Raw genomic sequence first — 24338 nt, 5'->3', positions numbered from 1 at the left:
GTAGGCGAGATAATCAGCGTTGTAAATGGCTCTTGTTGTAATGTTTATTTTGCTTAGTGCACTTAATCAGCGCGCACTTAAGTAGTGGACTGTGCTTAATCATTTTTATTTTGAGTTAGTCGTTAAGCACAGTCTCACTTGGTTGTATAGCTAGCGATTAGTTACCTTAGCTAAGGTGTTTAAACAGCTTTGTTCTAAATTTGTTAGTTCCACCAGCACGATTTTGATGTCTTCCAGTTGCTGGTGAAGATCTGCTTTTTTATCAGCAATTAATTCCAAGATGGTTTCCAGCTGCTTCGCGCTGGTCTTGTCTACATCGTAGAGTTCAAATAATCGCCCCGTTTCTGCCAACGAGAAGCCAAGGCGCTTACCGCGCAAAATAAGTTTTAAGCGAACGCGATCGCGCAAGCTGTAAATTCTGGTTTGGCCGCGACGGGTGGGGGCTAACAAGCCCTGATCTTCATAAAAGCGGATACTACGTGTGGTGATATCAAACTCTTTTGCCAATTCGCCAATGGCATAAGTTTTAACTGCTGCACTGGCATCAGATTTGGCGTGGCTTTGTGTGTTACTCGACATATAAAAACGGAAAATAATGAAAATTTACTTGCTCACCAATATAGGGTAAGTTTACGTTAAGGTAAAGCTGAGGGTTAGCTAAGATAATCGTACTTTTTGTAAGCAAAAGGTTACAGCTAGTCGAGTGTTTGGCGCAGTTAACTTTGCGTCAAAGGCAGATCCAAGCTTGAGATTGCTCTAGAGTATTTGCCAATTCGTATCAGCATTTAGCCCGTTTGTGGTTTGACTTAACGTTGGCGTAAAGGTGAATTTAAGATAGGCTAGCCGCCATTAATACCAATATGAGCCGCTAATGTTCTTAAGTCATTAGTGGCACAACGATTAACACTAAATGCAATACCATATGCAAAAAAGTAAAAGTGGAGACTAGGTTATGTCAGTGTCAGATCCCGTAGTAATTGTTTCAGCAACGCGCACGCCAATGGGCGGTTTTCAAGGTTCATTATCATCAGTTACCGCGCCACAATTAGGTAGTGTCGCGATAAAAGCTGCGGTTGATCAAGCTGGTTTAGGCTCAGATCAAATCGATGAAGTCGTGATGGGCTGTGTGTTACCGGCAGGCTTAAAACAGGCGCCTGCGCGTCAAGCAGCCTTAGGTGCTGGGCTTGCGCAATCAACACTCGCCAATACCATTAATAAAGTGTGTGGCTCAGGTATGAAGTCAGTCATGGATGTCCACGATTCATTATTGGTCGGCTCGATTGATGTCGCTGTCGCTGGTGGCATGGAAAGCATGTCAAACGCACCTTACATGTTGCCAAAAGCTCGCGGTGGTATGCGCATGGGACATGGTCAAGTCATTGATCATATGATGATGGATGGTCTTGAAAATGCGAACGATAGCGTCGCAATGGGCTGTTTTGCCCAATCAATGGCAGATGATGAAAATTACACTCGTGAAGCCATGGACGAATACGCGATTCGCTCCTTATCTCGCGCTAATGCTGCAATTGAATCAGGCGCATTTACTAATGAAATCACGCCAGTGACGGTTTCATCTCGTCGTGGTGATACGATTGTTGATACTGATGAGCAACCGGGTAATGCCCGCCCAGAAAAAATTCCTTCGTTGCGTCCAGCATTTAAAAAAGACGGGACGGTGACCGCTGCTAATTCTAGCTCAATTTCAGATGGCGCAGCGGCGCTGGTACTGATGAAGCAATCAGAAGCTGAAAAGCGCGGCTTAACACCAATTTGTAAAATTATCGCTCATGCAACGCACGCGCAGGCGCCAGAAGAATTCACTGCTGCTCCCGTTGGTGCCATGAGTAAATTGTTAGATCGCGCTGGTTGGTCAGTTGCTGATGTTGATTTGTTTGAAATTAACGAAGCCTTCGCCATGGTGGCCATGCTAGGTATTGATAAATTAGGCCTAGATGTTGAGAAAGTGAATATCAATGGCGGTGCGTGTGCACTTGGTCACCCACTAGGTGCGAGTGGTGCGCGTATTATGGTTACGCTAATTCACGCGTTAAAAAATAAAGGCCTATCAAAAGGCGTGGCATCACTATGTATTGGTGGTGGTGAAGCAACCGCAGTTGCATTGGAAATGTTCTAGCTTTTTAAAGCACTTTTAATAGCGCTTTTTATAACGTAAAGGTTAAGCCAGCGGCTGCCAATTGAGGCTTCGCATTAAAAATAACAATAACGCTGGCTTGGCGAATAACGCTGATTATCAATAGATGTAACTGATGATTAGTATAAATAAGCAATAATCGTAAACAACCTAAATATATTACAACAGGCTTTTTTAACACTTGCTTAGGTACTGGCAGCGTTACTGTTAAAGGTATCGCCATAAGTCAAAACCCAAACAAGAATAAGAACAGAACCAAAATAAATTGGTCGAATATAGCAATTGTTAAAAAGCACAAACAGCGGACTAACTGTTGGCAACACAAGTAGAGCACTCGAATTAGTGTGCTTGATTGTTGATGCTTAACTTTTGGCATCTAGTTTTTAGTATCTAGCTTTTAGTCTTTAACTTTGAGCGGCAAGACTGGGGCAATAGTGAAGGTTAATCTGTGATTTATCGAGGAACTTTTTGTGAATTTTAACCTGACCGAAGATCAGCAGGCTTTTGCTGATACTGCCAAGCAATTTTCCGATGCCGAATTGGCGCCTTATGCCGCCAAGTGGGATGCCGAGCATATCTTTCCTAAAAACGTCATTACTCGCGCTGGTGAGCTTGGCTTTTGTGGCTTGTACACGCCAGAGGAGGCTGGCGGCTTAGGCTTAAGTCGATTGGATTCCGCGATTATTTTTGAACAACTTGCGATGGGCTGCACCGCAACCACGGCAATGATGACCATTCATAATATGGCAACGTGGATGATTGCCAGCTGGGGTAAAGATGCGCTCAAGCAGGCTTGGTGCCCAAGCTTAGTGACTGGTGAAAAGCTAGCTTCCTATTGTTTAACTGAGCCGGGTGCCGGCTCAGATGCTGCATCGCTTCGCACTTCGGCTAAACGTGACGGCGATGAATACGTTATTAATGGTACTAAGATGTTTATCTCTGGTGCCGGTGAAACGGATATTTTAGTGGTGATGGCTCGAACTGGTGGCGAAGGTGCCGCAGGTATATCGGCAATCGCTATTTCGGCAAATACCGACGGCATTATTTATGGCAAGTCGGAAGAGAAGCTCGGCTGGAATGCCCAGCCAACCAAGCAAATTACCTTTGATAATGTCAGAGTTCCGGTTGCAAACCTGCTCGGTGAAGAAGGTGAAGGCTTTAAATTTGCCATGAAAGGGCTTGATGGTGGCCGCATCAACATCGCCGTGTGTTCAATAGGCACAGCGCAGCAAGCGCTTAATACCGCAATGAGTTATATGCAAGAGCGTGAACAATTTGGCAAACCTATCGCAGCCTTTCAGGGCTTACAGTTCAAATTGGCGGATATGGCAACTGAACTAGTCGCAGCTCGTCAAATGGTCAGGCTGGCAGCATTTAAACTAGATAATAACGACCCAGAAAAAACAGCGTATTGCGCAATGGCAAAGCGTTTTGCCACCGATATCGGCTTTAAAGTTTGTGATGCTGCGCTGCAAATTCACGGTGGCTATGGTTATATCAAAGAATACCCGCTGGAACGCCATTTTAGAGATGTGCGTGTTCATCAAATTTTAGAAGGTACTAATGAAATTATGCGTGTCATTATTGCCCGTCGGTTATTGGCCGAAGGCTCAGGTCAATTGCTCTAAGTATTCATGTAGCAATTTTTTATTAGATACGTTTAATTATAAATACTTAAATCCCCCCTTTTTAGGAAGCTTGTATGTCAGATGTAGTGCTATTTGAAACACTCAATTGTGTAAACGGTAAAGCGATAGGCCTTGCGACCCTCAATGCAGAAAAGTCGCTTAATGCCTTAAGCGGTGAAATGATCGCGGCTTTGTATCCGCAGCTGCTTGCTTGGCAGCAAGACGACACTATTGCGGCTGTTTTATTGCAGGGAAAAGGTGAAAAAGCGTTTTGTGCGGGCGGTGATATCGTCAAACTGTATCGTGAAATGTGTAACCACCCAGATGCGTATGCGCCAGAAGTTGAAGCGTATTTTGCCAACGAATACCGGCTTGACCACCTTATTCACAACTTTGGCAAACCTTTTATGGTGTGGGGCAATGGTATTGTTATGGGAGGTGGTCTAGGAATGATGGTCGGCGGTAGTCATCGTATTGTCACTGAAACCAGTCGAATTGCCATGCCGGAAATCAGTATTGGTTTATTACCCGATGTCGGCGGAACAAAATTCTTAAACGAAATGCCTGATAACTGCGGACTGTTTTTAGGACTGACCGGCGCATCAATTAATGCCGCGGATGCTAAATACACACATTTAGCTGACTTTTTTATGCTAGCAACGCAAAAAAGTGCGCTTTTAGATAAGTTAGTGACTATACAGTGGAGCGATACGGCTGCAGATAACCACAAATTGCTAAGTTCACTGATAAGTGAATTTGAGCACTCTGCAAAGCCTTCAATGCCAGCATCTCCAGTTCAAGAACACAAATCGCTTATTAACCAACTCACCTCAGCAAGTACCTTAACCGAAATTGTTAACGATATTGTTAGTTATCCAATTGAAGACAAGTGGTTTAACAGAGCACAAGCTGCCCTTAAACACGGCAGCGCGATTAGCGCACACCTAGTTTATCGCCAGTTACGTGAGGGCAAAGAGTTGTCACTTGCAGATTGTTATCGATTTGAGCTGGGGCTGACCGTTAAGGGCGGCAAATATGGTGAGTTCCAAGAGGGAGTTCGCGCCTTGCTCGTTGATAAAGACAATCGACCAAACTGGCGGTTTGAGTCAATTGAGTCCGTCGATAATGACGTTATCGATTGGTTTTTTAAGCCACCTTGGTCAGCGTCAGAACATCCACTGCTTGATTTAGGTACTACATAACAAAGTTTATAGTGCAGGGTTATTAAAAACCTAACAAGAACAACAAAAAAATAAAGCCAGCAACATTATTACAACAAAAGCTGATGCGGCCTAATGCACTTAAGGCAAATGGCGACACAGCAAGGTACAACAAAGTGCAAGGAGGTTCATAATGGCAATAAAAATCGCCTTTATTGGCTTAGGTAACATGGGTGGCCCTATGGCCATTAATTTGGTTAAAGCGGGGCGCGCAAATGGTAACAAGGTGTGCGTTTACGACTTATCCGCACAAGCTGTGGTTGATGTGGTAGAGCATGGTGCAGCCACAGCAGTCTCTGCCAGCAAAGCCGTTGACGATGCTGACGTGATTATTTCCATGTTGCCTGCGGGCAAACATGTTGAACAACTATACCTAAGCGAGGGTGAAGGACTTATCCACCATATCAAGTCAGGTGCTTTGGTAATTGATTCGTCAACCATAGATGCAACCACGGCGAAGAAAGTAGCGGGTGTTCTTGTTGAGCAGGGCATTGATTTTATCGATGCACCAGTCTCTGGCGGTGTTGGCGGCGCTAAAGCGGGTACCTTAAGTTTTATGGTCGGTGGGACTGTTGATAGTTTTACCCGAGCCGAGCCTATTCTTTCGCAAATGGGCAAAAACATCTTCCACGCTGGCGAACATGGCGCAGGGCAAGTTGCCAAGGTGTGCAATAACATGTTGTTGTCGGTATTGATGGTGGGCACGTCCGAAGCACTGCAACTTGGTATCGCTAATGGTTTAGACCCGAAGGTGCTTTCCAACATTATGAGTAAATCATCAGGCAGTAACTGGACACTTGATGTCTATAACCCTTGTCCTGACGTCATGGACAATGTGCCTTCGTCTAATGATTATCAAGGCGGCTTTATGGTCGATTTGATGGCGAAAGATTTAGGGTTAGCAATGGAAACTGCGCTAGCTAGCAAGTCATCAACGCCGATGGGTGCACTTGCCAGAAGTTTATATGCAATGCATGCACAAGCTGGTAATGGCGGTATCGACTTTTCCAGTATCTTTAAGATTTTTGAGCAAAACCAGAACAATTAAAATAGAAACGATTAACTATGAATGTAGAGAATAAAACAATTGTCGTCACCGGTGGTGGTCAAGGGCTCGGGCGTGCTATTGCAGTAAATTTAGCTGCGCAAGGGGCAAAGTTAGCACTCATTGACCTTGATGCAGAGCTGCTGCAAGAGACAGTGGCCTTGGTTGAAAAAGCGGGTTCTTCAGCCAAGTTCTATATTGCCAATGTCACCATTGAGTCTGATGTGGAAGCCGTATTTGAACAAATCAACCAAGACTTTGAAGGCTTTGATGGGCTCGTTAACAATGCTGGTATATTGCGCGACGGTATGCTGCTCAAAGAAAAAGACGGTGAAATTGTTAAGAAAATGTCGTTAGCACAATTTCAGTCAGTTATTGATGTCAACCTGACTGGCGTGTTCTTATGTGGTAGAGAAGCTGCTGCTCATATGGTTAAAAACAAACGCAAAGGCGTTATTGTTAATATGTCTTCAATTGCCCGCAACGGTAATATGGGTCAAACCAACTACGCTGCATCAAAAGCTGGCGTTGTGGCCATGACGGTTACTTGGGCACGTGAGCTAGGGCGTTATGGTATCCGAGTAGGTGCAATCGCGCCGGGGGTTATCCGCACCGCAATGACGGATGCCATGAAACCGGAAATGCGTGAACGTTTAGAGAAAATGAAACCTGTTGGTCGCCTGGGCGAAGCTGATGAAATTGCTCATACGGTAAAATACATTTTTGAAAATGAATTCTTTTCCGGACGTGTCGTCGAAATCGATGGCGGCTTAGCTATGTAGCTTATGTTATGCTGTGCTTAGGTGAGTAAAGGTTAGTTAGCTTATAATTAATACATAATTAGGTAAAAAGGCGAGTTTGATACTCGTCTTTTTCTTTATCTAGATTTAACACTAGCGATATAAGTACGTAGTAAATAGAACAACTAGAGTAGACCATGAAAAAAGCACTATTTTTAGATCGTGACGGCATTATCAATATTGACCACGGCTATGTGCACAAAATAGAAGAGTTCGAATTTGTCGATGGTATTTTTGACGTATGCCGTTATGCGCTGGATATGGGCTTTGAAATTATTGTCATTACCAATCAAGCGGGCATTGCGCGCGGTTATTACACTGTGGGTGACTTTGACGTGTTAACCAATTGGATGAAAGTTGAGTTTGCTAAACGCGATATTCCAATTTCTGATGTCTATTTTTGTCCACATCATCCTGATCCCAAAAACCAAGGGCAGAGTCACAATGAATTTGTTAAAACTTGTGATTGTCGTAAGCCTGCGCCGGGAATGATTCTGCAAGCGGCAAAAGATCATAATATCAATATCGCACATAGTGCTTTTATTGGCGACAAGGTTTCAGATATGCAAGCAGCAGAAGCTGCAGGTATTCACAATAAGATACTGGTATCGAGCCAATATCAGGATGATGGAAATACGCACGCACACCGAATCACCTGTATTAGAGAAGCGGCAGCCTTCCTTTGTTAAGCCCCAAATTATCACGTTTGCGCAAAATGTAAGCACTTGAACTATAATTTTAAATTAATTTCAAAAAGGTGTTGACGCCCAGCTAAAAATCTCTAAAATGCGCATCCACTTCCACGGGGCAGCCCAACGAAGTGTTTTGATAAGTTTAGTTAGCAAGTTTGCTGAGTAAACGGGTCAGATAACTTAGAAAAATGTTTTACTTATTTTTTAAGAAAAGTTTTTCAAAAAGTTGTTGACATCAAAACTAGGAAGCGTAAAATGCGCATCCGCTCTCAACGAGAGAGCAACCACAAAACACGAGTGCGATGTTTTGTTTGAATCGCAAGGTTCAGTTCTTTAACAATTAGTTATCATGCAATTTGTGTGAGCATTCACATGATGTTGATTTTACAAATATAGCTAAGCTTGTCTTAGCAAAAATTAACTCAGTGAACTCATGCAAAAACTACTTTTATATAAGTTTTATTTGTACAGAATTCATTGAGCCGAGACTGATGTCTCACAAACGATTTTAATTGAAGAGTTTGATCATGGCTCAGATTGAACGCTGGCGGCAGGCTTAACACATGCAAGTCGAGCGGAAACGAAGAGGAGCTTGCTCCTTTGGCGTCGAGCGGCGGACGGGTGAGTAATGCTTGGGAATATGCCTTTTGGTGGGGGACAACAGTTGGAAACGACTGCTAATACCGCATAATGTTTACGGACCAAAGCGGGGGACCTTCGGGCCTCGTGCCAAAAGATTAGCCCAAGTGAGATTAGCTAGTTGGTGGGGTAAAGGCCTACCAAGGCGACGATCTCTAGCTGGTTTGAGAGGATGATCAGCCACACTGGGACTGAGACACGGCCCAGACTCCTACGGGAGGCAGCAGTGGGGAATATTGCACAATGGGGGAAACCCTGATGCAGCCATGCCGCGTGTGTGAAGAAGGCCTTCGGGTTGTAAAGCACTTTCAGTCGTGAGGAAAGGTTAGTAGGTAATATCTGCTAGCTGTGACGTTAGCGACAGAAGAAGCACCGGCTAACTCCGTGCCAGCAGCCGCGGTAATACGGAGGGTGCGAGCGTTAATCGGAATTACTGGGCGTAAAGCGTGCGTAGGCGGTTTGATAAGCCAGATGTGAAATCCCGGGGCTTAACCTCGGAACTGCATTTGGAACTGTTTGACTAGAGTACTGTAGAGGGTGGTGGAATTTCCAGTGTAGCGGTGAAATGCGTAGAGATTGGAAGGAACATCAGTGGCGAAGGCGGCCACCTGGACAGATACTGACGCTGAGGCACGAAAGCGTGGGGAGCGAACAGGATTAGATACCCTGGTAGTCCACGCCGTAAACGATGTCAACTAGCTGTTTGTGTTCTTGAAACGTGAGTAGCGTAGCTAACGCGCTAAGTTGACCGCCTGGGGAGTACGGCCGCAAGGTTAAAACTCAAATGAATTGACGGGGGCCCGCACAAGCGGTGGAGCATGTGGTTTAATTCGATGCAACGCGAAGAACCTTACCATCCCTTGACATCCAGAGAATTTTCTAGAGATAGATTAGTGCCTTCGGGAACTCTGAGACAGGTGCTGCATGGCTGTCGTCAGCTCGTGTTGTGAAATGTTGGGTTAAGTCCCGCAACGAGCGCAACCCCTATCCTTATTTGCCAGCGAGTAATGTCGGGAACTCTAAGGAGACTGCCGGTGATAAACCGGAGGAAGGTGGGGACGACGTCAAGTCATCATGGCCCTTACGGGATGGGCTACACACGTGCTACAATGGCGTATACAGAGGGCAGCAAGACCGCGAGGTGGAGCGAATCCCAGAAAGTACGTCGTAGTCCGGATTGGAGTCTGCAACTCGACTCCATGAAGTCGGAATCGCTAGTAATCGCGAATCAGAATGTCGCGGTGAATACGTTCCCGGGCCTTGTACACACCGCCCGTCACACCATGGGAGTGGGTTGCAAAAGAAGTGGCTAGTTTAACCTTCGGGAGGACGGTCACCACTTTGTGATTCATGACTGGGGTGAAGTCGTAACAAGGTAACCCTAGGGGAACCTGGGGTTGGATCACCTCCTTATCTTGAAGTAAAACGCACCATGTTGAGTGTTCACACACATTGCATTGATAACGAACGTATAAGAAGTAACCCTTTACTGATGCAGTAGATGAGGGGCTATAGCTCAGCTGGGAGAGCGCCTGCCTTGCACGCAGGAGGTCAGCAGTTCGATCCTGCTTAGCTCCACCACTTATCATCAGTACTGGCTCGAACAAAGAGCGCACCCCGCCACGTATTGAAAGCGGTGAGGTCGGCCTGTTTTTTTCAAGTCTGCCCAGACCTAGTCATAGGTGAAGGTGAACTCTTGAAACAATTAAAGGTCTGTAGCTCAGCTGGTTAGAGCGCACCCCTGATAAGGGTGAGGTCGGCAGTTCAAGTCTGCCCAGACCTACCACTACTTCTTAACAAAGAATGAGAAACCAAACTTAAGGTGTTCATATGTTTCGTAAGAGAAGCGAACAATTTACGTTTGGTTTTTTAAACCACGATTTAAGCGAATGTGCCTTAAATTGAGTTCTTTAACAATTTGGAAAGCTGATATATATCCCGAATATATTTCTTGTTTTACATAAGAAAAATATTCGAATGATGATTACAGTGTCGCGCTGTAAACATCAAACCTGATAAATGATTTTTCCTTATCATTTATCAATCTAATTCAAGCATACTCCATTACTGTTCTTTTTAAGAATGGATAATGAGTACGTGAAAATGTCAGTCATACATTAGCATCAAGATTTGTCTCTTGATGACTTAAATACGAAAACTATTTGGGGTTGTATGGTTAAGTGACTAAGCGTATATGGTGGATGCCTTGGCAGTTAGAGGCGATGAAAGACGTGTTAATCTGCGATAAGCCTAGGTAAGGTGATAAAAACCGTTATAACCTAGGATTTCTGAATGGGGAAACCCACTTGCATAAGCAAGTATCATTAAGTGAATACATAGCTTAATGAGGCGAACCGGGAGAACTGAAACATCTAAGTACCCCGAGGAAAAGAAATCAACCGAGATTTCCTTAGTAGCGGCGAGCGAACGGGAATTAGCCCTTAAGCTTATGGGCGTTAGTGGAACAAGCTGGAAAGCTTGGCGATACAGGGTGATAGCCCCGTACACGAAGACAAACATAAGTGAAATCGAGTAGGTCGGCACACGTGAAATGTTGACTGAACATGGGGGGACCATCCTCCAAGGCTAAATACTCCTAACTGACCGATAGTGAACCAGTACCGTGAGGGAAAGGCGAAAAGAACCCCTGTGAGGGGAGTGAAATAGAACCTGAAACCGTATACGTACAAGCAGTGGAAGCCTTCGGGTGACTGCGTACCTTTTGTATAATGGGTCAGCGACTTATATTCTGTAGCAAGGTTAACCGATTAGGGGAGCCGTAGCGAAAGCGAGTGTTAACTGCGCGTTTAGTTGCAGGGTATAGACCCGAAACCCGGCGATCTACCCATGGGCAGGTTGAAGGTTGGGTAACACCAACTGGAGGACCGAACACACGTATGTTGAAAAATGCGGTGATGACCTGTGGGTCGGAGTGAAAGGCTAATCAAGCCGGGAGATAGCTGGTTCTCCCCGAAATCTATTTAGGTAGAGCCTCGGACGAATACCATTGGGGGTAGAGCACTGTTAAGGCTAGGGGGTCATCCCGACTTACCAACCCTTTGCAAACTCCGAATACCAATGAGTACTATCCGGGAGACACACTATGGGTGCTAACGTCCGTAGTGAAGAGGGAAACAACCCAGACCGCCAGCTAAGGTCCCAAAGTCATAGTTAAGTGGGAAACGATGTGGAAAGGCATAGACAGCTAGGAGGTTGGCTTAGAAGCAGCCATCCTTTAAAGAAAGCGTAATAGCTCACTAGTCGAGTCGGTCTGCGCGGAAGATGTAACGGGGCTAAACTATGCACCGAAGCTGCGGATTCAAAATTTATTTTGAGTGGTAGGGGAGCGTTCTGTAAGCCGTTGAAGGTGTGTTGAGAAGCATGCTGGAGGTATCAGAAGTGCGAATGCTGACATGAGTAACGATAAAGGGGGTGAAAAACCCCCTCGCCGAAAGACCAAGGTTTCCTGTCCCATGTTAATCAGGGCAGGGTAAGTCGGCCCCTAAGGCGAGACCGAGAGGTGTAGTCGATGGGAAACAGATTAATATTTCTGTACTTCTTTATATTGCGATGGAGGGACGGAGAAGGCTAAGCAAGCATGGCGTTGGTTGTCCATGTGAAAGTATGTAGGCTGAGAACTTAGGCAAATCCGGGTTCTTAAGGCTGAGATACGAGACGAGACTCTACGGAGTTGAAGTTGTTGATGCCCTGCTTCCAGGAAAAGCTTCTAAGCATAGATATAAAGGAACCGTACCCCAAACCGACACAGGTGGTTAGGTAGAGAATACTAAGGCGCTTGAGAGAACTCGGGTGAAGGAACTAGGCAAAATAGTACCGTAACTTCGGGAGAAGGTACGCCGGCTCTGGTGATGGGACTTGCTCCCTAAGCTGAGGTCGGTCGAAGTAACCAGGTGGCTGGAACTGTTTATTAAAAACACAGCACTGTGCAAAATCGAAAGATGACGTATACGGTGTGACGCCTGCCCGGTGCCGGAAGGTTAATTGATTGGGTTAGCTCTGCGAAGCTCATGATCGAAGCCCCGGTAAACGGCGGCCGTAACTATAACGGTCCTAAGGTAGCGAAATTCCTTGTCGGGTAAGTTCCGACCTGCACGAATGGCGTAATCATGGCCACACTGTCTCCACCCGAGACTCAGTGAAATTGAAATTGCGGTTAAGATGCCGTATACCCGCGGCTAGACGGAAAGACCCCGTGAACCTTTACTATAGCTTGACAGTGAACATTGCTCCTACATGTGTAGGATAGGTGGGAGGCTTTGAAACTTGCACGCCAGTGTGAGTGGAGCCAACCTTGAAATACCACCCTTGTATGCGTGATGTTCTAACCTAGGCCGATTATCTCGGTTGGGGACACTGTCTGGTGGGTAGTTTGACTGGGGCGGTCTCCTCCCAAAGCGTAACGGAGGAGCACGAAGGTTGGCTAAGTACGGTCGGACATCGTACGGTTAGTGCAATGGCATAAGCCAGCTTAACTGCGAGACAGACACGTCGAGCAGGTGCGAAAGCAGGTCATAGTGATCCGGTGGTTCTGTATGGAAGGGCCATCGCTCAACGGATAAAAGGTACTCCGGGGATAACAGGCTGATACCGCCCAAGAGTTCATATCGACGGCGGTGTTTGGCACCTCGATGTCGGCTCATCACATCCTGGGGCTGAAGTCGGTCCCAAGGGTATGGCTGTTCGCCATTTAAAGTGGTACGCGAGCTGGGTTTAGAACGTCGTGAGACAGTTCGGTCCCTATCTGCCGTGGGCGTTTGAGAATTGAAGAGGGCTGCTCCTAGTACGAGAGGACCGGAGTGGACGAACCTCTGGTGTTCCGGTTGTTTCGCCAGAAGCATTGCCGGGTAGCTACGTTCGGAACTGATAACCGCTGAAAGCATCTAAGCGGGAAGCAGGCTTTGAGATGAGTTCTCACTGGGACTTTAAGTCCCCTGAAGGGTCGTTGGAGACTACGACGTTGATAGGTCAGGTGTGTAAGGGTTGCGAGGCCTTGAGCTAACTGATACTAATTGCCCGTGAGGCTTAACCATACAACACCCAAATGGTTTTGACTGACATGAGTCGATGAACAACATTCATCCATGAATCTCATCGACATTAGTGCATCCATGCACGTCACATCACGTACATGAGTACAACTTGAATTAAAGCGATATATAAAACGTTTTCCGAATTGATTTACTTGCTCAGTAGCGAGTAAATAACAGTTTCGCCTAGCGACAATAGCGTTGTAGAACCACCTGACCCCATGCCGAACTCAGAAGTGAAATGCAACTGCGCCGATGGTAGTGTGGGAGGTCCCATGTGAGAGTAGGTCATCGCTAGGCACTTAATTAAGAAAAGCCCGTAGCTAACGCTACGGGTTTTTTGCACCTATAGCCTTTAAAAATTTTACTGCAGCATCGCTCAGTGAAGTTAACCTTTGAGCACTACCTAAACATATTGTCCACTCCCCTAAACTGATACAGGCATAATTAGAGTTTATTGCAACGCTTTAAGCAGGAGACAATTATGTAAAAATCACGTTTTACAGAAACTCAGATAATCGCTGTACTAAAAGAAGGTGATGCGCTGCACCGTTTCATTCGCTATATGCTTAACTGATTAAATAACTTAGTCAGAGTGTGGCTGAATTAAATTTTCTAATCTATTCGGCATTTGGTACCGCTGTTACCAGTTGTATTGATAAAGCAGAGAGATAATGTTCAGCCCGTCGTTATACTTATTGGTATTAGCGTTGGAGTAGTGTGAGAAAGATAAAGCTATTTGATGATTAGGATTTGCTCTAATTCCAACTTCGAATTTATCTTCAAACATCCAATTACTGCCTAGTCTTCTGTTTCCCCAGCGCGTTTGATCTACGTAAGCTGCACCGATCCCAAATTTTATAAACCACCATTGGTCTTGCTGTCTGAGTGGGTAATTGAACATTGGAATAATTGCACCTGCTTTTAAGTCAGGGCCATACAAGTTTTGCCAAGATGCGGCTGAAACATCAAGTGTAAGATAGAGGTTGTTTCGTTCTAGTAACCCTATATTTGTGGGAGGCTTGAATATAAGACCAAGCTTTTGGGTGTCAGATCTGTCTTTAGCTGTCGACTCTCCAATTGCATAGTAAAGGCTATGAGCGCTTACTGTGCTTTGTGCAATTAACACTACCAACAATAATAATAATTTCATTGAACAAACATAATAAGACGGCTTGCTTAAACCTTAGAATAAAATTAACTTGCTAGCGAACTTGTCAGGTGAGATTTAACGCTATTTTAGTTAAGATTTTTAACTTGTTGGGTGATAAAATCTATTTATGTATTTTCGTTTAACTCCCCTTTAAGAATGGCAATAAACTGGTTCCCGGGTCATATGCACAAGGCCCAAAAAGAGATCAAAGAAATCCTACCGACAATTGATGTTGTAATTGAAGTATGTGATGCTCGCTTGCCGTTTAGCAGCGAAAATCCGATGATCACTGAAATTCGCGGTGATAAACCATTGATCAAAATTCTCAATAAGTCTGATTTAGCTGATCCAGTAATGACTAAAGTATGGTTGGACTACTTAGACGCCCAGCAAAATGTGAAGGCTATTGCGTTAACCACTGAGTCTCCGTCAATTGCAAAACAAATTCCTCAGTTGATCAGAAAGCTAGTGCCGCATAAAGATGAGACAGGCAAACAAATTAATGCTGTGATCATGGGCATACCCAATGTTGGTAAATCGACATTACTCAATACGCTAGTGGGTAAAGCAAAGGCGAAAGTGGGTAACGAACCTGCGGTAACCAAAGGTCAGCAACGTATTCGACTAGAAGATGGCTTATATCTTTATGACACGCCTGGCATGCTATGGCCCAAGATAGTAAATGAAAATAGTGGTTATCGTTTAGCAGTAACCAGTGCAGTCAAAGATACAGCTTTTGATCATGAAGAAATCGCTTGTTTTGCCGCTGAATATTTATTGGAAACTTATCCTGAGCGATTAAAAGAGCGTTACAAGCTTGATGAATTACCACTTACGGAAGTTGAACTGATTGAGGAAATTGGACGTAATCGTGGCTGTGTGAAAAGCGGTGGTTATGTCGACTTCCATAAGGCCTCTGCTATCTTGGTGAATGAAATCCGTGATAAAACACTGGGCGAACTTACTTTTGAAACACCTGAGATAGTGGAAAAAGAAATCATCCACTTTAATGAGTTAGAAGAAAAGAAAATAGCTGAACGTGAAGCTCGCAAAGAAGCTCGCGGTCGTGGCCGTAAAAATAAACCGAAAAAGAAAAAGAGATAAACACATGACAGATGTTCAATTAAATGAATTCCAACTTCATGAGTTATTGGTGCGCGACGGTATTGAATTAATTGACTTACCACTGAGTAAATTACTTTTGATGAATGATTCACAATATCCTTGGTTTGTATTGGTTCCTAGGGTTGAGAATATTAAAGACATTTATCAGTTAGACTGGGAGCAACAGCAACAACTACTGAATGAATCCAGTATGTTAAGCGAAATATTAATGGAGCTTTTTCAGGGAGACAAAATAAATGTTGCAGCCCTTGGTAATGTTTGTCCGCAATTACATATGCATCACATTGTACGCTTTGTAAATGACCCTGCTTGGCCCAAGCCGATTTGGGGGGAATTGCCTATGAGACCATACACTGAAATAGAAATTGAACAACTGAAAGCTAAAGTACTGCCGAGTATAGAGGCAGTACTAGCCAACAATTAAAATACTAGTTTTTTGAGCTGCTTTTTAAGGGTTAGGCGACTCGCCGTTCGTTATTGCTGACCTGATCAAGCGATTGTTTTAGGTCAGCAATTAGATCTTCAACATACTCTAGGCCGACTGAAATACGTATTAGCGTGTCGCTGATCCCAGCATCTAGTCGTTCTTCTTGTGAGTAAGGAGAGTGCGTCATTGACGCGGGGTGCTGAATTAGCGATTCTGCATCTCCTAAGCTTACCGCTATTGAAAAAAGCTTCATGCGGTTAATTAAAGCCGCTCCTTCTGCAATATCCCCTTTAATCTCAAAGGCGATAACACCGCCAGCAGCTTTCATTTGCTTACCTATAAATTTATATCCTTGGTGTTCTTTTAGACCCGGGTAGTGAACTTTGTCTACCATAGGGTGTTGGGCTAGAAATTCAGCGACTATTTGGGCGCTTTTACAGTGCTGCTCTACACGAATAGGTAAAGTCTTTAACCCTCTGAGTATCAGCCATGCATCGTGTGGGCTAATCGTTGCTCCGATATCTTTTAACACGCTCAGCTTGATATGGCTGATCATATCAGCTGAGCCGCAAATGATACCAGCGACAACATCACCGTGACCATTTAGGTATTTAGTCGCGCTATGAACAATAAGATCGAAGCCAAATTGAGCGGGTTGTTGCAAGATTGGGGTTAAGAATGTGTTGTCGATAATAGAAATAAGCTGATGTTTTTTGGCTAGCTTTCCAATTGATTCAATATCAAGTACCACTAAATTGGGGTTGATGGGCGATTCTAAGAAAATCACCTTGGTGTTGGGTTGAATTGACGCTTCTATATCGTCGATGTTTGTCATATCAACAAATGTGACCTCAATTCCCCATTTAGTTAACTGATGAGCCATTAACGCGTATGAGCAGCCATAAACGGCTTTAGAGGCAATTAAATGGTCACCAGCAGACAAATTAGCTAACAAGGCGCCAGATACAGCCCCCATGCCTGTAGCGGTTGCAGCCGCGTCTTCCACTCCCTCCATTGCAGCAACGCGCATTTCTAGTTGACGAGTGGTTGGATTACCTAAACGGGTATAAATAAAGCCGGCTTCCTCACCTGCAAAGCGATTAGCGCCTTGCATAGCATTATCGAATACAAATGTTGATGTTTGATAAAGCGGTGTCGCTAGTGAGCCAAACTGCTCATCGTTAATGCGTCCAGCATGAATAGCTTGCGTGGCAATATGCTTGCTTAATGTCATGGTTAACTCCAAGTCTACTTATTGTTGTTATTTTTCTGAGGTTTCCAAAGGTAGAGCAAGTTATGAGCCTAAAAATAAAAGTATATTTAACAAAGGGATAGCGCTTACTGACTTCAATCGTGTCATAAAAATATTACATAAGAAAATAACAATCAGCATCGTGAAATGTAAGTTTTTATTGCTAGGCATAATGTTTACTTGATGTCTTGGTTGATAATTGACCAATAGTTAGCAATACTTCTGTGTAATAAAAAGGTGACGCGTATCAAAAAAATTACATGCGAATTGAAGTGTACTCAACCGATCGACTTGGTATTAGTCAGGAAATATTGAATGAACTGGCTAATCTAGGCCTAAATATTAAGGCAATGGAAGTCGCCAGTGGTGTTATTTATCTGAATATTGAAAGCCGAGATTTAGATTTTGAAACTATTCAGCAATCAATATCAAAGGTAGATGGTGTCAGTCTTTGCCAGCAGCTCGACCTGCTGCCTAGCGAGCTAAAGCAGCAACATTTGCAAGCACTACTTAAACGGATTCCTGATCCTATCTTTGATCTTGATGCCGCGGGGCAAGTCATCTCATGTAATCATCACCGTCATATCTATTTGTCGCGCTCAAGCGAGCAAGTATTGGGGATTACGCTTACAGAACTTAGGCAGAAGGCCGCCTTTAGCCGTGATGTTAGCTTTGAGGAACAAACTTTCCAAGCTGAAGTCACTCCCTTATGGATAGATGGTGTTTTTAGCGGTGCTGTTGTTATGCTTAAATCGCTAGATAAAGTTGCAAATCAATTATCCAATTTTCAACAATCCATTAGCTTTAATGGTGTTGAAGATATCGTTGGTGATTCACCACCAATTCTTCAAGTCAAAGAGCAGCTTTTCAAGTTTGCGGGGCTAGATTTGCCGATATTGATAAACGGTGAAACAGGTACAGGTAAAGAGCTGGTTGCTCGTGCAATTCACCTGCAAAGTCATCGAAAAGATAAACCATTCTTGGCGATTAACTGTGCGGCGCTACCTGAACAATTACTTGAGAGTGAGCTATTTGGCTATGTTGCTGGTGCTTTTACAGGGGCAAGTACTAAAGGTAAACCAGGGTTATTTGAGTTAGCAAATGGCGGCACGGTATTTCTTGATGAAATTGCAGAAATGTCAGTTTACCTGCAAGCAAAATTATTACGGTTTTTGCAAGATTATAGCTTTCGCAGATTGGGTGGAGATAAGGAAACACAAGCGAATGTGCGAATTATCTCTGCTAGTCATCAACCGTTTGAACAATTCATTGCCCAAGGCAACTTTAGGCAAGATTTATATTACCGGCTTAACGTGTTAAATCTTGTGCTCCCACCGCTTAAGGCCAGAGTCGAAGATATTAAACAACTGTGTGATCATTTTATTTGCCAAGCTTGCGAGCAAACCAAATTAACTAAACCAGAATTGCTGCCAGATGCGCTTAGCGTTTTGCATGCTTACAACTGGCCAGGAAATATTAGGCAGCTACAAAATGTGATGTTTAGGCTAACGGCATTAAATAGTGGTAAGCAAATAACCGCGCCAATGATTAAGCAAGTGCTGAATCAATTTACTTCAACCTTTGATGACAAGCCTACGGTTGATTCATTAAACGTTATGCGGGGTGATTCATCAGACTGGTTGAATGTAGACAACTGGCAAGAGGCGCAATCTCGGTTTGAAAGTAACTTGTTGAAGGCACTTTACCCACATTTTCCTAGTACACGTAAACTTGCACAACGACTAGCTGTTTCCCATAACAAAATTGCGATAAAGTTGCGGCAATATGGTATTAAATGCCCAAGTGATTAGGTTTTTAATATTAAAAGTTAACTGCCAGAGTTTTTCATTAATCTCTGACAGTCAATTTAGATGAACTTATTGCTGCAACAATTGAAACAGCAATTGTTTAACAAATTGTGGTTCAAACGGCTTGTCACACAGTGCATTAACACCGTCTTGCTCGATATTCGCTAAGTGAGTTTCGCTACTTTCACTGGTTACCATTAACACTGGAAGGTGTGATTGTTGGCTTTGCTCACGAATGTATTTCGTCAATTCTCTGCCGTCAACTTCTGGCATGTTGTAGTCAGTAACCACAATATCAAACATATTGTCTTCTAAGATGCCAATGGCTTGTTTACCGTCTTCTGCTTCTGTTACTTTTTGTAGACCAAGGTTATTAAGCACTCGTCGGATGTGGTTACGGGCAAGGGTACTATCATCAACCAGTAATACGCGAATGTCGTTAACATCAAAGTAGTCTAACTCCATTTCATCCGGTGATAGCAAATCAATGGTAGTGTTAATAGCAGCACTTAAGTGTTCAGGCGTAAAAGGCTTGGGCAACAAGGCAACAACGCCTGATTGTTTAAACTCTTCCAAACTTTCTTTTTTGTATTCGCTGGAAACCAACATAAAGGCAATATCAGCGTGCTTGTGACTGGTTTTTATATGTTTGAGCACATCGAGTGCAGTGCCGTCATCAAAATACATCGCACTGGTGATTAAATCGGGGGGATGACGATCGACAATCGCAATACTTTCGGCAACATTGTTCGCGGTGGTAATTTGTGTAATTCCAGCCTTTTCTAATTCGCCAACAATAATTTTACGTTGAGTATCCGAGGGCTCTATTAATAAAATAGAGAGTTCGCTTGGGGTAATATTTGCCATTACTGCTTCCGCTTATTTTTATATCTATACCAATTTGATTAATTATTTAGCCTCTCAGAATGACATAAACAGTATTAGAACAAACAAAATTTATGAAGATATAGTTGTTCTACATCCAGTGAATTTTGTGCCGTTATCATGCTGCTTATGCATTCCCAAGGGCGAGTTTTAAAGGCTCATATACTGCGTTATGGCGTTTGACAAGGGAGTAACCATTCTCTACACACCAAGCCTTGTTTATGAGCCTTTAAATTCACGCTGAGTGATCAAATAATTATTCAATTTGGTATTGCTTCTTTTGTGCAATAAAAAGGTTAGCCGCCAATAAATTTAACTTTAAAACCTTCTTTTTCTAGCACTGTTTTGATCACGTCGCGCTTGTCTCCTTGCACTTCGATGGTTTCACCAACGACGCTACCACCTGTGCCACAGCTTTTTTTTAGCTTGCTGGCTAGGTTCTTTAATTCCTTTGCTGCTAAGCCTAGACCGGAGATCACCACAACGCCTTTCCCTTTTCTGCCTTTTGTTTCTCGGCGCACTTTGGCAAAGCCATCACTTGGGGTAACGGTCTCTTCGGTTTCTTCTTTAATGCGACCTTTATCGGTGGAGTAAACGAGGGTAGATAATTGATCTTGCCAAGACATAGGCGTAACTGCTCTTGATGAAATTTAGGCAATTATAACCACAATCCAAATAACAGGCGAAAAAAAACCAGCGATTCTAATCGAACTCGCTGGTTTTTTGATTTGCGCCAAACTTTAGAAAAGCTTAGCTGTAGCTATATAAGCTTTAAGCGGTAACTTATAGCTTACCTTCTAATTCAGGTAATGCTTCGAATAAGTCAGCTTCTAGGCCGTAGTCAGCTACTTGGAAGATCGGTGCTTCTGGATCTTTGTTAATCGCAACAATCACTTTCGAGTCTTTCATACCCGCTAAGTGTTGAATTGCACCAGAAATACCCACAGCAATGTAAAGGTCAGGAGCAACAATTTTACCCGTTTGACCTACTTGCATGTCGTTTGGTACGAAGCCAGCATCAACCGCTGCACGAGATGCACCGATTGCTGCGCCAAGCTTGTCAGCAATACCTTCAAGTAGTTTGAAGTTGTCGCCATTTTGCATACCACGACCACCAGAGATAACTACTGGTGCTGCACCAAGGTCAGGGCGCTCTGATTCCGTTAGTTCGTCAGAAACGTGGCTAGAAATACCAGCGTCAGTTGCTTGGCCTAGGGCTACAACTTGTGCACTACCGTCAGTTGCTACTGCGTCGAAAGCAGTTGCACGAACTGTGATTACTTTCTTAGCATCTAAGCTTTGTACAGTTGCAATTGCGTTACCCGCGTAGATTGGGCGAACGAATGTGTCAGCACTCTCAACACCAATGATGTCAGAAATTTGAGCAACGTCTAATAACGCTGCAACGCGTGGCATAAAGTTCTTACCCGTAGTAAGTGCTGTTGCGATGATTGCGTCGTAGTCTGCTGCTAATTCAGTAACTAGTAACGAAACGTTCTCAGCAAGTTGGTTTGCGTAAGCAGCGTTATCAGCTACTAATACTTTTGCAACGCCACTTACCTTTGCTGCTTCTTCAGCAACTGCGCCGCAGTTGTGGCCTGCAACTAAAAGGTGAATGTCGCCGCCAATTTTTTGAGCTGCCGCAACCGTTTTTAACGTTTCAGCTTTTAAGCTGCTGTTGTCGTGTTCTGCGTAAACTAAAATCATGAGATCACCTTCGCTTCAGTTTTTAACTTCTCAATTAATTGGTCAACAGACTCAACCATAATACCAGCGCTGCGCTCTGCAGGTGGTGTTACTTTGATTACGTTAGCACGTGGGCTTAAGTCGATACCAAAATCAGCAGCAGCTTTAACATCTAAAGGCTTACGCTTAGCTTTCATGATATCTGGTAATTTTGCGTAACGTGGTTCGTTCAAACGAAGGTCAGTTGTTACAATTGCAGGTAGGTTAAGCGCTACAGTTTGTAGACCACCGTCAACTTCGCGAGTAACGTTAACCTTGTCGCCTTCAACTTTAACTTCAGAAGCGAATGTACCTTGTGGCATACCTGTTAGTGCACCTAACATTTGGCCAGTCTGGTTGTTGTCTGAGTCAATTGACTGCTTACCAAGGATTACTAGCTGTGGCGCTTCTTCTTCAACCACTTTTTGTAGCAATTTAGCGATGTTGATTGAATCTAAAGACTCTTCAGTTTCAATGCGGATAGCGCGGTCAGCACCAAGCGCTAGCGCTGTACGAATTTGCTCTTCACACTTCTTGTCGCCGATAGACACAACAACAACTTCTGTTGCTGTACCAGCTTCTTTTAAACGTACAGCTTCTTCTACTGCGATTTCACAGAATGGGTTAACCGCCATTTTTACGTTAGCTAAGTCAACATCTGAATTGTCAGGTTTAACACGCACTTTGACGTTATAGTCAATTACGCGTTTGATGGGTACTAATACTTTCATCATCGCCTCTGTTTGTTTCTTGTCATGTTAGAGATGCCAATACCTTTGTATTAACATCATTATTTGAGTAAACGCTCGACAGACTACTTTCAGTTTACGGTTACGTCAATGTCACAATTATCTAATCTTTAGACTCGATTGCGTAAAATCAATGGTTAACCAGTAAATTGTTACTTACAGGATAGTATTTGTCGGCAAAATATCTATAATGGGTTGATATTATCAAACGCATGTTTGAAATTCAAACGAGTGTTTGAATGACGCGGAACAAAACATTCAAGGGGGAATTATGGAACGCGAATCGATGGAGTTTGATGTCGTCATCGTGGGTGCCGGTCCATCAGGTCTAGCTACAGCTTGTCGTATCATGCAGCAAGCTCAAGAAAAAGAACAAGAGTTAATGGTATGTGTGGTTGAGAAGGGCTCTGAAGTCGGTGCACATATACTCTCTGGTGCGGTATTTGAGCCAAGCTCGCTTACTGAACTTTTCCCTGATTGGAAAGAAAAAGGTGCGCCGTTAAACACGCCAGTAACGGGTGATGATATTTATTACTTCAATGGTGAAAATAGCGCACACAAATTACCGGGCTTTATGACGCCAAAGACTATGCACAATGAAGGTAACTACATTGTCAGTATGGGTAATATTTGTCGTTGGTTAGCTGAACAAGCTGAAGAGCTGGGCGTGGAAATTTTCCCCGGCTTTGCTGCGCAAGAAGTTATTTATAACGAAGACGGCAGCGTTGCAGGCATTATTACTGGCGATATGGGCTTAGATCGCGAAGGTAATGAAAAAGATTCATTTATGCCGGGTATGGAGCTTCGTGCTAAGTACACTGTATTCGCTGAAGGTTGTCGTGGCCACTTAGGTAAAGAGCTAATTAACAAATTCAATTTAAGCGATGGTAAATCACCACAACACTACGGTATTGGTTTTAAAGAAATCTGGGATATTGACCCAGAGAAGCATCAAGAAGGCTTAGTGGTCCACTCTGCTGGCTGGCCGTTAAGCAATGACACAGGCGGTGGTGGTTACTTATACCACGCAGAAAACAACCAAGTGTTTGTTGGCTTAATTGTAGACTTAAGCTACTCAAACCCGCATTTAAGCCCGTTTGAAGAGTTCCAACGTTACAAGCATCATCCAAAAATTAGCCAGTATTTAGAAGGCGGTAAGCGTGTTTCTTACGGTGCTCGTGCACTTGCTAAAGGTGGTTTTAACTCTTTGATAAAGCAAACTATGCCTGGCGGTATTATCGTCGGTTGTGATGCTGGCACCATGAATGCAGCAAAAATCAAAGGTAACCACGCGGCGATGAAATCTGGCCTATTAGCCGCTGAAACAATTGTTGAAGCGTTAGCGAGCGGCGATGAAGGCGGCAAAGACCTAACGACTTACGATGAGAAGTTTAAAGCGTCTTGGTTATACGAAGAGTTGCACAGCACACGTAACTTCACACCTTCAATGCACAAACTAGGTACATTCTGGGGCGGTGCTTACACGACCATCGACCAAAACTTCTTTGGCGGTAAATTGCCGTTTAACTTCCGTGATGATTCACTTGATCACGCACAATTAAAATTGGCAAGTGAAGCTCCGGTTATCGAGTACGCTAAGCCAGATGGCAAGTTAAGCTTCGACCGTTTATCTTCAGTGTTCTTATCGAACACTAACCATGAAGAAGAGCAACCGTGTCACTTAAAACTGACTGATGCAACCATCCCAATGACAGTAAACATGGAAAAATATGCCGAGCCTGCACAGCGTTACTGTCCAGCTGGGGTATACGAAGTACAAGAAACTGAAGACGGCAAACAATTTGTGATTAACGCACAAAACTGTATTCACTGTAAGACGTGTGACATTAAAGACCCAAGCCAGAATATTACCTGGGTAGCACCAGAGGGCACGGGTGGTCCAAATTATCCGAATATGTAATGTAGCGACTGTTTACCGACAAAACTACGCTAAGAAAACTGTTCTAACAAAAAACCACTTCAATTG

The 24338-nt window shown here is 43.9% G+C and carries 18 protein-coding genes, 2 tRNA genes and 3 rRNA genes; 15 read left to right on the top strand and 8 right to left on the bottom strand.

Annotated elements, in window-relative coordinates; translation table 11 throughout:
• Nucleotides 1-150 precede the first annotated feature (150 nt).
• The gene (locus tag DXX92_RS12220; RefSeq protein ID WP_116000689.1) at nt 151-579 is read right to left on the bottom strand and encodes a MerR family transcriptional regulator; all 429 of its coding nucleotides are present in this window, start codon (nt 577-579) and stop codon (nt 151-153) included.
• Between the two features lie 373 nt (nt 580-952).
• On the opposite strand from DXX92_RS12220, the gene DXX92_RS12215 reads away from it, so the two are divergent.
• A complete protein-coding gene (locus tag DXX92_RS12215; protein WP_116000688.1) occupies nt 953-2137 on the top strand; it encodes an acetyl-CoA C-acyltransferase in 1185 nt (394 codons plus the stop codon).
• Nucleotides 2138-2165: 28 nt separating this feature from the next.
• On the opposite strand, the gene DXX92_RS12210 is transcribed toward DXX92_RS12215, so the two are convergent.
• On the bottom strand, nt 2166-2378 hold the full coding sequence (locus DXX92_RS12210; RefSeq protein ID WP_116000687.1) for a hypothetical protein: 213 nt from the start codon (nt 2376-2378) through the stop codon (nt 2166-2168).
• Between the two features lie 247 nt (nt 2379-2625).
• Between DXX92_RS12210 and DXX92_RS12205 the strand changes: the two genes are divergently transcribed.
• The 10 genes from DXX92_RS12205 to rrf all read left to right on the top strand — a co-directional run bounded on the left by DXX92_RS12205 (nt 2626) and on the right by rrf (nt 13527).
• The gene (locus DXX92_RS12205; protein ID WP_116000686.1) at nt 2626-3783 is read left to right on the top strand and encodes an acyl-CoA dehydrogenase family protein; all 1158 of its coding nucleotides are present in this window, start codon (nt 2626-2628) and stop codon (nt 3781-3783) included.
• Between the two features lie 74 nt (nt 3784-3857).
• Complete coding sequence (locus tag DXX92_RS12200; RefSeq protein WP_116000685.1) at nt 3858-4985, top strand: enoyl-CoA hydratase/isomerase family protein; 1128 nt, start codon at nt 3858-3860, stop codon at nt 4983-4985.
• A gap of 151 nt (nt 4986-5136) precedes the next feature.
• Nucleotides 5137-6051 (top strand): 3-hydroxyisobutyrate dehydrogenase, encoded by a 915-nt coding sequence (gene mmsB, locus DXX92_RS12195; protein WP_116000684.1) that lies wholly within the window; start codon nt 5137-5139, stop codon nt 6049-6051.
• Between the two features lie 17 nt (nt 6052-6068).
• Entirely contained in the window at nt 6069-6830 is a 762-nt protein-coding gene (locus DXX92_RS12190) for an SDR family oxidoreductase (RefSeq protein ID WP_116000683.1), read from the top strand.
• A gap of 155 nt (nt 6831-6985) precedes the next feature.
• Nucleotides 6986-7537, top strand: a complete 552-nt coding sequence (gene gmhB / locus DXX92_RS12185; protein ID WP_116000682.1) for a D-glycero-beta-D-manno-heptose 1,7-bisphosphate 7-phosphatase — start codon at nt 6986-6988, stop codon at nt 7535-7537.
• 512 nt (nt 7538-8049) lie between these two features.
• Nucleotides 8050-9592: ribosomal RNA gene (locus DXX92_RS12180) — 16S ribosomal RNA — on the top strand.
• A gap of 92 nt (nt 9593-9684) precedes the next feature.
• Nucleotides 9685-9760: transfer RNA gene (locus tag DXX92_RS12175), tRNA-Ala, on the top strand.
• Nucleotides 9761-9888: 128 nt separating this feature from the next.
• Nucleotides 9889-9965 (top strand) — tRNA-Ile (locus tag DXX92_RS12170).
• 388 nt (nt 9966-10353) lie between these two features.
• Nucleotides 10354-13230 (top strand): 23S ribosomal RNA (locus DXX92_RS12165).
• 182 nt (nt 13231-13412) lie between these two features.
• Nucleotides 13413-13527 (top strand): 5S ribosomal RNA (gene rrf, locus DXX92_RS12160).
• The 16S, 23S and 5S rRNA genes sit together here with 2 tRNA genes alongside, the layout of an rRNA operon.
• Nucleotides 13528-13870: 343 nt before the next feature.
• Here the strand turns inward: rrf and DXX92_RS12155 are convergent.
• Nucleotides 13871-14380 (bottom strand): acyloxyacyl hydrolase, encoded by a 510-nt coding sequence (locus tag DXX92_RS12155; protein WP_116000681.1) that lies wholly within the window; start codon nt 14378-14380, stop codon nt 13871-13873.
• Nucleotides 14381-14536: 156 nt separating this feature from the next.
• Between DXX92_RS12155 and ylqF the strand changes: the two genes are divergently transcribed.
• Together ylqF and DXX92_RS12145 are read left to right on the top strand one after the other, a co-directional pair.
• Nucleotides 14537-15484 (top strand): ribosome biogenesis GTPase YlqF, encoded by a 948-nt coding sequence (gene ylqF / locus DXX92_RS12150; RefSeq protein WP_116000680.1) that lies wholly within the window; start codon nt 14537-14539, stop codon nt 15482-15484.
• A gap of 4 nt (nt 15485-15488) precedes the next feature.
• Nucleotides 15489-15929: an HIT domain-containing protein gene (locus DXX92_RS12145; protein ID WP_116000679.1), complete on the top strand. Its 441-nt coding sequence runs from the start codon at nt 15489-15491 to the stop codon at nt 15927-15929.
• Nucleotides 15930-15960: 31 nt separating this feature from the next.
• Here the strand turns inward: DXX92_RS12145 and megL are convergent, their stop codons facing one another.
• Nucleotides 15961-17166 carry a methionine gamma-lyase gene (megL, locus tag DXX92_RS12140; protein ID WP_116000678.1) on the bottom strand — a complete coding sequence of 402 codons (1206 nt, stop codon included), beginning with the start codon at nt 17164-17166 and terminating at the stop codon, nt 15961-15963.
• 278 nt (nt 17167-17444) lie between these two features.
• On the opposite strand from megL, the gene DXX92_RS12135 reads away from it, so the two are divergent.
• Nucleotides 17445-18995 (top strand): sigma 54-interacting transcriptional regulator, encoded by a 1551-nt coding sequence (locus tag DXX92_RS12135; protein ID WP_116000677.1) that lies wholly within the window; start codon nt 17445-17447, stop codon nt 18993-18995.
• Between the two features lie 66 nt (nt 18996-19061).
• On the opposite strand, the gene DXX92_RS12130 is transcribed toward DXX92_RS12135, so the two are convergent.
• The 4 genes from DXX92_RS12130 to DXX92_RS12115 form a co-directional block, all read right to left on the bottom strand.
• Nucleotides 19062-19859: a response regulator transcription factor gene (locus tag DXX92_RS12130; protein WP_116000676.1), complete on the bottom strand. Its 798-nt coding sequence runs from the start codon at nt 19857-19859 to the stop codon at nt 19062-19064.
• A 314-nt stretch (nt 19860-20173) separates the two neighbouring features.
• A complete protein-coding gene (locus DXX92_RS12125) occupies nt 20174-20503 on the bottom strand; it encodes a stress response translation initiation inhibitor YciH (RefSeq protein WP_116000675.1) in 330 nt (109 codons plus the stop codon).
• A 157-nt stretch (nt 20504-20660) separates the two neighbouring features.
• Nucleotides 20661-21584 carry an electron transfer flavoprotein subunit alpha/FixB family protein gene (locus DXX92_RS12120; RefSeq protein ID WP_116000674.1) on the bottom strand — a complete coding sequence of 308 codons (924 nt, stop codon included), beginning with the start codon at nt 21582-21584 and terminating at the stop codon, nt 20661-20663.
• Complete coding sequence (locus DXX92_RS12115) at nt 21581-22333, bottom strand: electron transfer flavoprotein subunit beta/FixA family protein (RefSeq protein ID WP_116002413.1); 753 nt, start codon at nt 22331-22333, stop codon at nt 21581-21583. Before DXX92_RS12115 ends, DXX92_RS12120 begins: the two co-directional genes overlap by 4 nt.
• Before the next feature lie 289 nt (nt 22334-22622).
• Here DXX92_RS12115 and DXX92_RS12110 point away from each other — a divergent pair, with 289 nt between their 5' ends.
• Nucleotides 22623-24272, top strand: coding sequence for an electron transfer flavoprotein-ubiquinone oxidoreductase (locus DXX92_RS12110; RefSeq protein WP_116000673.1), 1650 nt, complete (start codon nt 22623-22625; stop codon nt 24270-24272).
• Nucleotides 24273-24338: the final 66 nt, after the last annotated feature.

This window comes from Thalassotalea euphylliae (assembly GCF_003390395.1).
In the GTDB taxonomy this organism is placed as follows: Bacteria; Pseudomonadota; Gammaproteobacteria; order Enterobacterales; family Alteromonadaceae; genus Thalassotalea_F; species Thalassotalea_F euphylliae_C.
This window is presented reverse-complemented; position numbering and strand designations above follow the sequence as displayed.

Bases quoted from the DNA above. Each gene is read 5' to 3' on its own strand.
- DXX92_RS12220 (WP_116000689.1), bottom strand. From the start codon at position 579: ATGTCGAGTAACACACAAAGCCACGCCAAATCTGATGCCAGTGCAGCA.
- DXX92_RS12215 (WP_116000688.1), top strand. From the start codon at position 953: ATGTCAGTGTCAGATCCCGTAGTAATTGTTTCAGCAACGCGCACGCCA.
- DXX92_RS12210 (WP_116000687.1), bottom strand. From the start codon at position 2,378: ATGGCGATACCTTTAACAGTAACGCTGCCAGTACCTAAGCAAGTGTTA.
- DXX92_RS12200 (WP_116000685.1), top strand. From the start codon at position 3,858: ATGTCAGATGTAGTGCTATTTGAAACACTCAATTGTGTAAACGGTAAA.
- mmsB (WP_116000684.1), top strand. From the start codon at position 5,137: ATGGCAATAAAAATCGCCTTTATTGGCTTAGGTAACATGGGTGGCCCT.
- DXX92_RS12190 (WP_116000683.1), top strand. From the start codon at position 6,069: ATGAATGTAGAGAATAAAACAATTGTCGTCACCGGTGGTGGTCAAGGG.
- gmhB (WP_116000682.1), top strand. From the start codon at position 6,986: ATGAAAAAAGCACTATTTTTAGATCGTGACGGCATTATCAATATTGAC.
- DXX92_RS12155 (WP_116000681.1), bottom strand. From the start codon at position 14,380: ATGAAATTATTATTATTGTTGGTAGTGTTAATTGCACAAAGCACAGTA.
- ylqF (WP_116000680.1), top strand. From the start codon at position 14,537: ATGGCAATAAACTGGTTCCCGGGTCATATGCACAAGGCCCAAAAAGAG.
- DXX92_RS12145 (WP_116000679.1), top strand. From the start codon at position 15,489: ATGACAGATGTTCAATTAAATGAATTCCAACTTCATGAGTTATTGGTG.
- megL (WP_116000678.1), bottom strand. From the start codon at position 17,166: ATGACATTAAGCAAGCATATTGCCACGCAAGCTATTCATGCTGGACGC.
- DXX92_RS12135 (WP_116000677.1), top strand. From the start codon at position 17,445: ATGCGAATTGAAGTGTACTCAACCGATCGACTTGGTATTAGTCAGGAA.
- DXX92_RS12130 (WP_116000676.1), bottom strand. From the start codon at position 19,859: ATGGCAAATATTACCCCAAGCGAACTCTCTATTTTATTAATAGAGCCC.
- DXX92_RS12125 (WP_116000675.1), bottom strand. From the start codon at position 20,503: ATGTCTTGGCAAGATCAATTATCTACCCTCGTTTACTCCACCGATAAA.
- DXX92_RS12120 (WP_116000674.1), bottom strand. From the start codon at position 21,584: ATGATTTTAGTTTACGCAGAACACGACAACAGCAGCTTAAAAGCTGAA.
- DXX92_RS12115 (WP_116002413.1), bottom strand. From the start codon at position 22,333: ATGAAAGTATTAGTACCCATCAAACGCGTAATTGACTATAACGTCAAA.
- DXX92_RS12110 (WP_116000673.1), top strand. From the start codon at position 22,623: ATGGAACGCGAATCGATGGAGTTTGATGTCGTCATCGTGGGTGCCGGT.